General features: G+C 75.1%; 10 protein-coding genes. 4 read left to right on the top strand and 6 right to left on the bottom strand.

Annotation, left to right across the window (positions count from 1 at the left end; all coding sequences use genetic code 11):
• A partial coding sequence (gene infC, locus J1M40_RS06250) for a translation initiation factor IF-3 (RefSeq protein ID WP_241252138.1) occupies positions 1-914 on the bottom strand: 914 nt, incomplete at its 3' end.
• A gap of 376 nt (positions 915-1,290) precedes the next feature.
• Between infC and J1M40_RS06245 the strand changes: the two genes are divergently transcribed.
• Positions 1,291-1,662 carry a DUF1844 domain-containing protein gene (locus J1M40_RS06245; RefSeq protein WP_036313345.1) on the top strand — a complete coding sequence of 124 codons (372 nt, stop codon included), beginning with the start codon at positions 1,291-1,293 and terminating at the stop codon, positions 1,660-1,662.
• 68 nt (positions 1,663-1,730) lie between these two features.
• Here the strand turns inward: J1M40_RS06245 and J1M40_RS06240 are convergent, their stop codons facing one another.
• Positions 1,731-2,111 carry a hypothetical protein gene (locus J1M40_RS06240; protein ID WP_241252135.1) on the bottom strand — a complete coding sequence of 127 codons (381 nt, stop codon included), beginning with the start codon at positions 2,109-2,111 and terminating at the stop codon, positions 1,731-1,733.
• 408 nt (positions 2,112-2,519) lie between these two features.
• On the opposite strand from J1M40_RS06240, the gene J1M40_RS06235 reads away from it, so the two are divergent.
• Positions 2,520-2,768: a WhiB family transcriptional regulator gene (locus tag J1M40_RS06235; protein WP_002854852.1), complete on the top strand. Its 249-nt coding sequence runs from the start codon at positions 2,520-2,522 to the stop codon at positions 2,766-2,768.
• 62 nt (positions 2,769-2,830) lie between these two features.
• Here the strand turns inward: J1M40_RS06235 and J1M40_RS06230 are convergent, their stop codons facing one another.
• From J1M40_RS06230 to J1M40_RS06220, 3 genes are read right to left on the bottom strand one after another with little or no spacing between them, the layout of a single operon-like run.
• Entirely contained in the window at positions 2,831-4,339 is a 1,509-nt protein-coding gene (locus tag J1M40_RS06230; RefSeq protein WP_095353704.1) for a sensor histidine kinase, read from the bottom strand.
• The gene (locus tag J1M40_RS06225) at positions 4,309-5,892 is read right to left on the bottom strand and encodes an ATPase (RefSeq protein ID WP_206450590.1); all 1,584 of its coding nucleotides are present in this window, start codon (positions 5,890-5,892) and stop codon (positions 4,309-4,311) included. Before J1M40_RS06225 ends, J1M40_RS06230 begins: the two co-directional genes overlap by 31 nt.
• 2 nt (positions 5,893-5,894) lie before the next feature.
• The gene (locus J1M40_RS06220; RefSeq protein ID WP_206450589.1) at positions 5,895-6,542 is read right to left on the bottom strand and encodes an SAF domain-containing protein; all 648 of its coding nucleotides are present in this window, start codon (positions 6,540-6,542) and stop codon (positions 5,895-5,897) included.
• Positions 6,543-6,767: 225 nt separating this feature from the next.
• Between J1M40_RS06220 and J1M40_RS06215 the strand changes: the two genes are divergently transcribed.
• Positions 6,768-6,992 (top strand): helix-turn-helix domain-containing protein, encoded by a 225-nt coding sequence (locus J1M40_RS06215; protein ID WP_049147317.1) that lies wholly within the window; start codon positions 6,768-6,770, stop codon positions 6,990-6,992.
• A 15-nt stretch (positions 6,993-7,007) separates the two neighbouring features.
• Here J1M40_RS06215 and J1M40_RS06210 read toward each other — a convergent pair whose 3' ends face one another.
• Positions 7,008-7,565: a hypothetical protein gene (locus tag J1M40_RS06210; RefSeq protein ID WP_036383497.1), complete on the bottom strand. Its 558-nt coding sequence runs from the start codon at positions 7,563-7,565 to the stop codon at positions 7,008-7,010.
• 156 nt (positions 7,566-7,721) lie between these two features.
• On the opposite strand from J1M40_RS06210, the gene J1M40_RS06205 reads away from it, so the two are divergent.
• Complete coding sequence (locus J1M40_RS06205) at positions 7,722-8,474, top strand: LysM peptidoglycan-binding domain-containing protein (protein WP_206450588.1); 753 nt, start codon at positions 7,722-7,724, stop codon at positions 8,472-8,474.
• Positions 8,475-8,525: the final 51 nt, after the last annotated feature.

Here is an 8,525-nt window from a genome sequence, read left to right as displayed (position 1 = left end):
GGCTTGGGCGGGGCCGGCATCGGCTTGGCCGCCGGTTTCGGAGCCGACGACGGCGCGGCCGGCTTGGCGGCGGACCGCGGCTTCGGCGTGGCAGCCGGCGCAGCCGAGGACTGCGGCTTCGGCGTCGCGGCCGGCTTCGGGGACGATGCGGGCGTGGCGCTGGAGGCCGGCTTCGTGGCCGGGCGGGGAGCCGCCGGGGCCGGGGTCTTCGGTGCCTGCGTCGTCTCGGCCGGGGCCGCGGAGGCATTCTCCTGCGTCCGGGCGGCCATGGCCTTCAGCTGCTCGGGGAACGCGTCCCCGACCGAATTCCGCACCGGGGCGGAGTCGGACGCCGCCTTCTGCGCGGCGCGCTCCTTGGCCTCGCGGGCGGCCTGGTCGCGACGCGAACCGCCACCCTGACGCTCGCGGTGGCTCTCGGCCGAGTTCTTGCGCTGGTCCGCGCGCGCATCGGCCTTGGTGCGCAGCGGGCCGACCACCATCACCATGTTGCGGCCGTCCTGGCGCGGCTGCGATTCGACGGTGCCCAGCTCGGCGACGTCCTCGGCGAACTGCTGCAGCAGCTTGATGCCGAGCTCGGGACGCTGCTGCTCACGGCCGCGGAACTGGATGATGGCCTTGACCTTGTCGCCCTGGCTCAGGAACTTCTTGGCGTGGCCGGTCTTGGTCTCGTAGTCGTGCTTGTCGATCTTCAGGCGGAAGCGGACCTCCTTGAGGACCGTGTTCACCTGGTTCTTGCGCGACTCACGGGCCTTCACCGCGGCCTCGTACTTGTACTTGCCGAAATCCATCAGCTTGCACACCGGAGGCTTGGCCGTGGGGGCCACCTCCACGAGATCCAGGTCCGCCTCGGCGGCGAGCCGGAGGGCGTCCTCGACGCGGACGATGCCGACCTGTTCGCCGTTCGGGCCGACCAGGCGGACTTCCGGAACGCGGATACGCTCGTTGATGCGGGGATCGCTGATGGTGGTACTCCTCTGTGCGAGACGACGGGTGATCCCGCGCCCACCGGAGGGACCCTCGGAAACGAGGAAGGCCTCCCCTGCGCGGACGCAGACGGAGGCCTCGACACGGTCCCGTCGGACGGGACCCTCGGTGCGGGGTGCGCGCCACGACGCGGCGGTCCCGACCGGCGACCCGGCAACTCGGCCCGGGGCGAACCGGACATCCTGCTGACGCGGGTGGGAGAGAGGCCTCCACTTTGCTGCTCCTGGCCCGTGCACGCCTGCTCCGGGGTCACCGGATGACGAGGACGTGCGCGGACCACGAGTGGTCTATGGGAAGCTTACCACCATGACAGACGAACGTCAGGCCCAGGACGCCACCCCCATGGACGCCCCCGCCGAGATCCGCGACATCCACGAGGTCCCCGCCGTCGAGGTCATCACGACCACCGCCGTGCACCTGATGACCGCCGCCGCCGTCAAGTGCGGCCTGGCCGACTCCCCCGACGCCCGCGAGCTCATCGATCTCGACGAGGCCCGCAAGCTCATCACGGCCCTCGCCGGGCTGGTCACGGCCGCGGCCCCCGAGATCGGCAGCCAGCACGCCGGCCCGCTGCGCGACGGCCTGCGCTCGCTGCAGCTGGCGTTCCGTGAGGCCTCCCCGTTCCCGGACGCCCCGGGCAAGGGCCCCGGCGAGAAGTTCACCGGCCCGGTGAACTGACCACGCCCCCCGATGACGACGACGGCGCGCCCCCGACCGGGGGCGCGCCGTCGTCGTTGGGGCGGGGCTCAGGCGTCCGTCGAGGCCTCCGGGGCGGGGGTGAGATGCCGGGTGACCGGCGTCGTGAAGAGGGTGAGCAGCGCGACGCCGGAGACCGCGAGCAGCGGCCCACCCAGAGCGGCGGCGTCCACGCTGAAGAGCCACGAGGACAGGAGCACACCGAAGAGCTGGATCGCGACGGCGGCGCCGCGGCTCCACGCCCGACCGCGCAGCAGGGCGACGGCGGTCGCGAGGATCCACAGGGTGAGCAGCGCGTAGATGACGACCAGCATCACGCGGGCGCCGGCCGGGAGCACCCCGTCCGCCGCATGCACCACCGCGTCCACGGCGAGCCAGAGGAGCGCGCCCGCCTCGGCCAGGAGCGCCGCGGCGACCACGAGGACGGCCACCGGCAGGCCCCGGCCGGGTCGGGGCGGCGGGACTGTGCCATGGGGCCTCTCCTGCGGGACGGCTGCGGGGACGGACGTGTCCCCCACCGTACGCCGGGCGGTGCGCGGGCCAGGTCCGCGGCGACGCGCCGCCCCGGGCACAGGTGTGACCAAGGACTCACTGGGAGGTGCGGTGATGCACCTCATTCACCTCTTGTTCACTCGTGAGGGCCGTGCGAGGATGGCACGCGAAAGATTTCCGGGGGCCGCGTTCGTACGAAAGCGGTCCCCGTTGCAATGACCAGGGTCGCCCTCCGTATCGGTCGTGCCGCGTGTCGTCCGCGCAGGCCCACGCGCCCGCCGCCGGCGGAGGCCGTGACCACCGGCGCCCGCGGGCTCCGGCTCTTCCGACAGAAAGTGAGCGGACCGATGGATTGGCGCAGTAAAGCAGCGTGCCTGGACAAGGACCCGGAGCTGTTCTTCCCCGTGGGCAACACCGGCCCCGCCCTCCTGCAGATCGAGGAGGCCAAGGCGGTGTGCCGCTCGTGTGAGGTCGTGGACACGTGCCTGAAGTGGGCCATGGAGTCCGGCCAGGACTCGGGCGTCTGGGGCGGCATGAGCGAGGATGAGCGGCGCGCCATGAAGCGCCGCGCGGCGCGTGCCCGCCGCGCCTCCTGACCCACCCGGACCACCGGCCCCGTCGACCTCGTCGACGGGGCCGTCGTCATGCCCGGCCGGGCTCACGTCAGGGGCAGGCGCAGCACGACGCGCGTGCCGCCGTCGTCGGACCGCTCCCAGCGCAGGGTGCCGCGCAGGTCCCCCTCCACGAGCGAGTGCACGATGCGCAGGCCGAGCCCCGATCCCTCGCCCGCGCGGGGAGACTCCCCCGGCACCCATCCGTCGGGGGCGGCGGGGCCGCCGTCCGTCACGGACACGACCAGCACCGTTCCTGCGGGGGTCGACTCGCGGTCGGCGTGCAGGCCCACGCAGCCACCGCCCGGCGCCGTGCCGTGCTCGACGGCGTTGGCCGCCAGCTCATTGAGCACCAGCGCCAGCGGCGTGGTCACGTGGGAGGGCAGTTCACCGAACTCGCCCGTGACCGCGACCTGCAGCGGCCGCCCGTCCCCGGCCACCTCGACGGCCAGGCGGAACTGCCGCTGCAGCAGACCGTCCACGGGGACCTGGTCCTCGATCTCCTCGCTCAGCGTCTGGTGGACGAGGGCGATCGTGTCCACCCGCTGCATCGCCTGACGCAGCGCACGCTCCGCCTCGGGCGAGGACGTGCGCCGCGCCTGCATGCGCAGCAGCGATCCCACGGTCTGCAGGTTGTTCTTGACGCGGTGGTGGATCTCGCGGATGGTCGCGTCCTTGGTGAGCAGACGCTGCTCCTGGCGGCGCAGCTCGGTCACGTCGCGCAGCAGCAGCAGCGCCCCCTGCCAGCCGTCCGGACCGAGCAGGGGGACGGAGCGCACCGTGAGGGACGCCCCGCCGGACTGCACCTCCCGCCGTCCGGCACGCCGGCCGGTGAGCACGGCCCACGTCCCCTCGTCGGTGGGAACGCGGGCGGCCTCGGTGCTGGCCAGCACGTCGGTGAGCCGGTGCCCCTCGAGGGTCGAGGCGATGCCCAGCCGACGCAGGGCGGAGACCGCGTTGGGACTGGTGAACTCGGCGACCGAGTCCGGCCCGAGCACGACGAGGCCGTCCCCCACCCGCGGCGTGCCGCCCGCCCAGAGGCCGGAGGGCTCCTCGGGCGCCGGCCAGCGGCCGTGCTGCATCATGTCCAGCAGGGTGCTGGCCGTCCGGCTGTAGTTCTCCTCGATCACCGAGCGCGCCGGCCGGCCGTTCGGGTCCGCGTGCGCGGAGACGACCGCGATGACCCTCCCGGCGCGGACCACCGGCCACAGACGCACCTGCAGCGTGCCTCCCGGGGCCTCGACGGGGCCGGCCCCCTCGGCCCGCTCCCCGCCATGCCACGTCTGCCCGACGACGGCCCGCAGGTCCGCGCGGGCGCGCGAGCCCACGATGTCACGGTGGAAGAGGGTGGGAGCGGTGAAGGGCCGGACCTGGGCGAGCGCGACGAACCCTCCGGCCTCGTCGCGGCGGGGCACGGGGCACCAGAGCACGAGGTCCGCGAGCGCCAGGTCTGCCACGAGCTGCCAGTCCCCCACGAGCCGCTGCAGCCAGGCGCGGTCCTCGTCTCCGATGTCCGGGTGCGACGTCAGGGGGTCCTGCGCGAGCGAACTGACCATGGGATCAGGGTACGGCGACGTGCCGGGCGGCCCGTGTCCGTGGCGTCGCGGGCGGCGTCGGATGACACGGCGGCGATGGTCTGCGAGGGCCGTGCGCGGTGCCGTCCGCGGCGGGCGGGGCGGGCAGGGACACCGGCCAGCGTGGCGAGGGCGCGACGCAGCGGGCTGTTCGGAGCGGCCTCGGCGAGCACCTGGCCGGCGAGCAGCGCGGGGTCCGCGGCGGCCGGGTCCCACGGCAGGAACGCCTCCAGGGGCGTGGCCGGCGAGGCGTAGCGGTTCCAGACGGCCTCGACCTGCCCGCGCGGGGCGACGCCGGCGGCCGCGGGCCGGAGCCGGTTGACCACGACGCGCAACCGTGCCGCCGGGGCCGCCTCCGCCAGCTCCTCGACCCCGCGGACCAGGCGGGGCAGCGCGACGGCGTCCGGCCCGCCGACCGCGATGACCTCGTCGGCCGCGGCGAGCGCCGCCAGGGTCGCACCGTTGCGCTGTGGGGCAGGCACGTCGAAGGACAGCTCCTCGTCCTGTTCGAGACCGAACCCGACGTCGACGACCACGCGGTCCCAGCGTTCCCTGGCGGCCGCGATCAGCGCGGAGACGGCGGCGGGGCGCAGCTCGGGCCACCGGTCCACGCGGGTGAGTCCCGTCAGAACCGTCAGGTCCGCGCCGGCGACGCGGACGCGGACGCCCGCGGCCGCCAGGTCGGCGGCGCCCAGTCGGCCGTGGTCTGCCCGCCGCACGGCCCGCGCCACGCCGGCCGACTCCTCCGTCAGCCCCAGGTGCACACCGACGGCGGGGCCGTACGTGTCCAGATCGACCAGCAGCGTGTTCCGGCCGGCCACGGCGTGCTCGGCGGCGAGGTTCACGGCGACGGTGGTGCGTCCCGGAGCGCCGGTGGGACCCCACACCACGGTCACCAGGGACTCCCGCGCGGGTCCGGTCGGTTCGCCCTCCTCCGGAGAGGGTGCGGGGTCGGCTCCCTCGTCCGCGGTGGCGGGGCCGTCGTCAGGCGTGGCCGCGGCGGGGGCGGCGTCCGGCCCGGCGTCGTCGGGCTCGTCGGCGTCGCGCCAGGGGTCCGTGAGGCCGGGCACCTCGTCCGCGCCGAGCGTCTCCAGGGTGATCGGCAGGTCGTCGAGGTCCTCGGCGTGATCCCGGGCGTGGTCGGCGTCCTCCCCGTGCGAGGTCTCCGGCCGGCGGCCCTCCGCGGCGGCGCTCGCGGACTCCACGACGACGGCCGCGATCTGCTCGGGGTCGGCGTCGGCGCGCACGCAGGGCACCCCCATGCCACGGAGGCGACGGCGCTCGGCACGGACCTCGCTGAGCGCCGCCACGCCCACGGGTCGGGGCAGCCGGGCCGTCTCCTCCAGGAAGGCGGCGGTGAGGGACTCGGTGTCCCCGGCCACGAGGACCGCGTCCACGAGACCGGAGCGGGCGATCGCGAGCAGCTCGGCGAGGTCCTCGGCCCGACGGAGGACCGTGATGTCCGTCTGGTGCCGCTCGAGCGGGCCGATGTGGTCCAGGCCCGGCTGGACGGTGGTGGCCAGGGCGATGCGCACGGTCAGCGCACCCCGTGGGCCGGCACGAGGGTGACCCGCGCGTCCTTGACCTTCGCATCCACGATGCGCGGCAGGGTCTCCTCCGGCGCCAGCAGCTGCACCCGGGTGATGCCCGAGCCGCCGAAGCCGTTCTGCTCTGCCGCGACCTCGGAGATCTCGAGCGCCTCGGCCAGCCGGGCCGGGTCCGCATGGCCGCGGCCTCCCTCCGCCGGCATGGCCACCCAGACGTCCACGCGGTCTCCCACGCCCACGCCGGACGGCAGCGGCTCGTCCAGGGCCACCCCGACGGGACGACGGCCGTCCGGGTCCGCGTCCACCAGTGCCGCCGCCGGCAGCAGCTCACCGGCCCGGACCGTCCCGGAGACCATCCGCCCCTCGGGAGCCGGAGCATCGGCGCTGAGGTACCGCTCGCCGGCCTCGCTGAGGTTCACCTCCACGGGGCGCAGGTCCCCGGACGCGATGGGTGTGCCCGGGGGCAGGTCCTCCGCAGCCGTCCAGTACGCGGCGGTCCGCTGGGCGGAGGCGACCAGCGCCACGACGCCGGCGATCGAGGCGAGGACGAGCACGAGACCGACGAGGAGCCGGGGATCCCGCCAGCGGGGCCGGCGCAGACGGCCGCCCTCGGCGGACGCGGACATGGTCGTGGACACCGGATGTTCCCCCCTTCGGACCGGCCCCTCGGGCCGCCGCGGCCCCGGCACCCCGTCGGTGTCGGCCCCTCCGCGCTGCGCCCAGAGTAACCACTGGGGCCGTGGATCGCCGGATCCGCCGCGTACGCTGTGGAAAAGTGTCGCCTCCGGGTGTTCCCGGGGTTGAATGGGTCGACGTCGTGGGCCGCCCGCGACCGTCCTGGACGCCTCGACCGAAGGAGCACCGTGCAGCGCTTTCTCACCCTGACCGACGTCGCGGAGACCCTGAACATCTCCGGTCAGGCCGCCCGTGCCCTGGTCCGCTCGGGTGAGCTGCAGGCCATCCAGGTCGGGGGCCGCGGTCAGTGGCGCATCGAGGTGTCCTGGCTCGAGGACTACGTGGAGCGTCAGAAGGAAGTGACGCGCGCCCGCGTCCGGGAGTGGACCGAGGCGGACGCGCAGGCCCGCTGAGCCCACACGGTCTGCTCAGGCGGGGCGCAGCGCGGTCCGGACCGTCCCCAGCGCCCCGAACGGGATGACGAGCCGCCCGCGGACGGCCGCGGCCCGCCGGGCCTCGTCCCGCGGGTGGCGGGCGATGTCGAGGTGGTCGCCGCCCACCCGGTCCACGGTGCCCTCCGCCAGTGCCGCGCCGAGGCGCCCCGTCACCGCCACCGGCTGGCGCGTCCGCGCGATGCCGCGCAGCACCGTCCCCCAGCCGGCCGCAGCGAGCTCGGGCGCGGCCACGGCCCGGGTCAGGTCGGCCTCCACGGCCGCCACGCAGTCCACCGCGACGATCGCCGACCCCGAACCGTCGACGTGCACGCCGACCCAGCCCTGCCCCACCGTGTGCACCACACCGTCCACGACCTCGCCCCAGGCCAGGTGGAGCCGGACCTGCCGCCCTCGGGCTCCGCGCAGGCGGTCCGCCAGGGACAGCGCCATCCACTCCGCTCGGGTCAGCTCCGCGGCCTCGGCCACCGTCTCCTGCCAGCCGAGGTCGGCCCAGTGCGCCTCCAGGTCGTCGAAGAGTCCGTTCCACCGCATGCGCTCAGCATAGGAGGCTCAGCGCCGGACATCGGTCATCATCAAACATCATCAAACATCACTCTTGACACCCATCAGGCCGTGCAGTTCACTGTGGTCATCATCACCGGCCTGATCACGGGATCCCGGCCGGACGGACGCACAGGAGGAGAATCCATGGAGCGCTCGACATCACCGGCCGGCCCGGCCCCGACCCGTCCGGTCGACCCGGCGGACGCCGTCGGCCTCACCGTCCTGCTTCTGGCCGGACCCGGCCTGCTCGCCTGTGCCGCGGCGCTGCTGCAGACGGGCCCCAGCGCGCCGGCGGCGGAACTGACCCGCGTGCTGGGCCTCGGTGCCGGTCTCGCGGGGCTCGGACTGCTCGCGTGGTGGGCGGTGGGCCTGATCGGGCTGGCGCTCGTCGCGCTGGGGCGCCGTGCAGGTCGGCCGGCCTGGGCCCGCCTGGGCCGGAGCCTCACTCCCGCCCTGCTCGGACGCGTAGCCGGCGCCGTCGTCGGTGCCCAGCTGCTCGCGGCGCCGGCCGCGTGGGCGGATGCGGCTCATCCCGTGCCGGACGCCTCCTGGACCGTGGCCGCGTCCCCCGCGCACGCCACCGGCGTCGAGGCCCCGGCGCCGGACGCCGCGTGGACGCCCCGGCCCCCGGCGCCGGCCCCGCCGGGCGCCGGCACCGGCCGTGCGGATCCGGATCACCCCACCGTCACCGTCCGGCGCGGCGACTGCCTGTGGCACCTCGCCGCCGCCGAGCTCGGCCCGGACGCGACCCCCCGAGAGATCGACGCCCGGTGGCGCCGCTGGTACGAGGCCAACCGGCGGGTGATCGGCGACGATCCACACCTGCTGCTGCCCGGCACCGTGCTGACCTCCCCCGTGTTCGCCCCGCACGCCGGCGTGGACGGACCACGGCCATGACATCCACGACCCTGCACTCCCCCGCTTCGCCTCGTCCTCAGGAGACCGCCA

Source organism: Micrococcus sp. KRD026 (assembly GCF_017168445.1).
Classification (GTDB): Bacteria; Actinomycetota; Actinomycetes; order Actinomycetales; family Micrococcaceae; genus Micrococcus; species Micrococcus luteus.
This window is presented reverse-complemented; position numbering and strand designations above follow the sequence as displayed.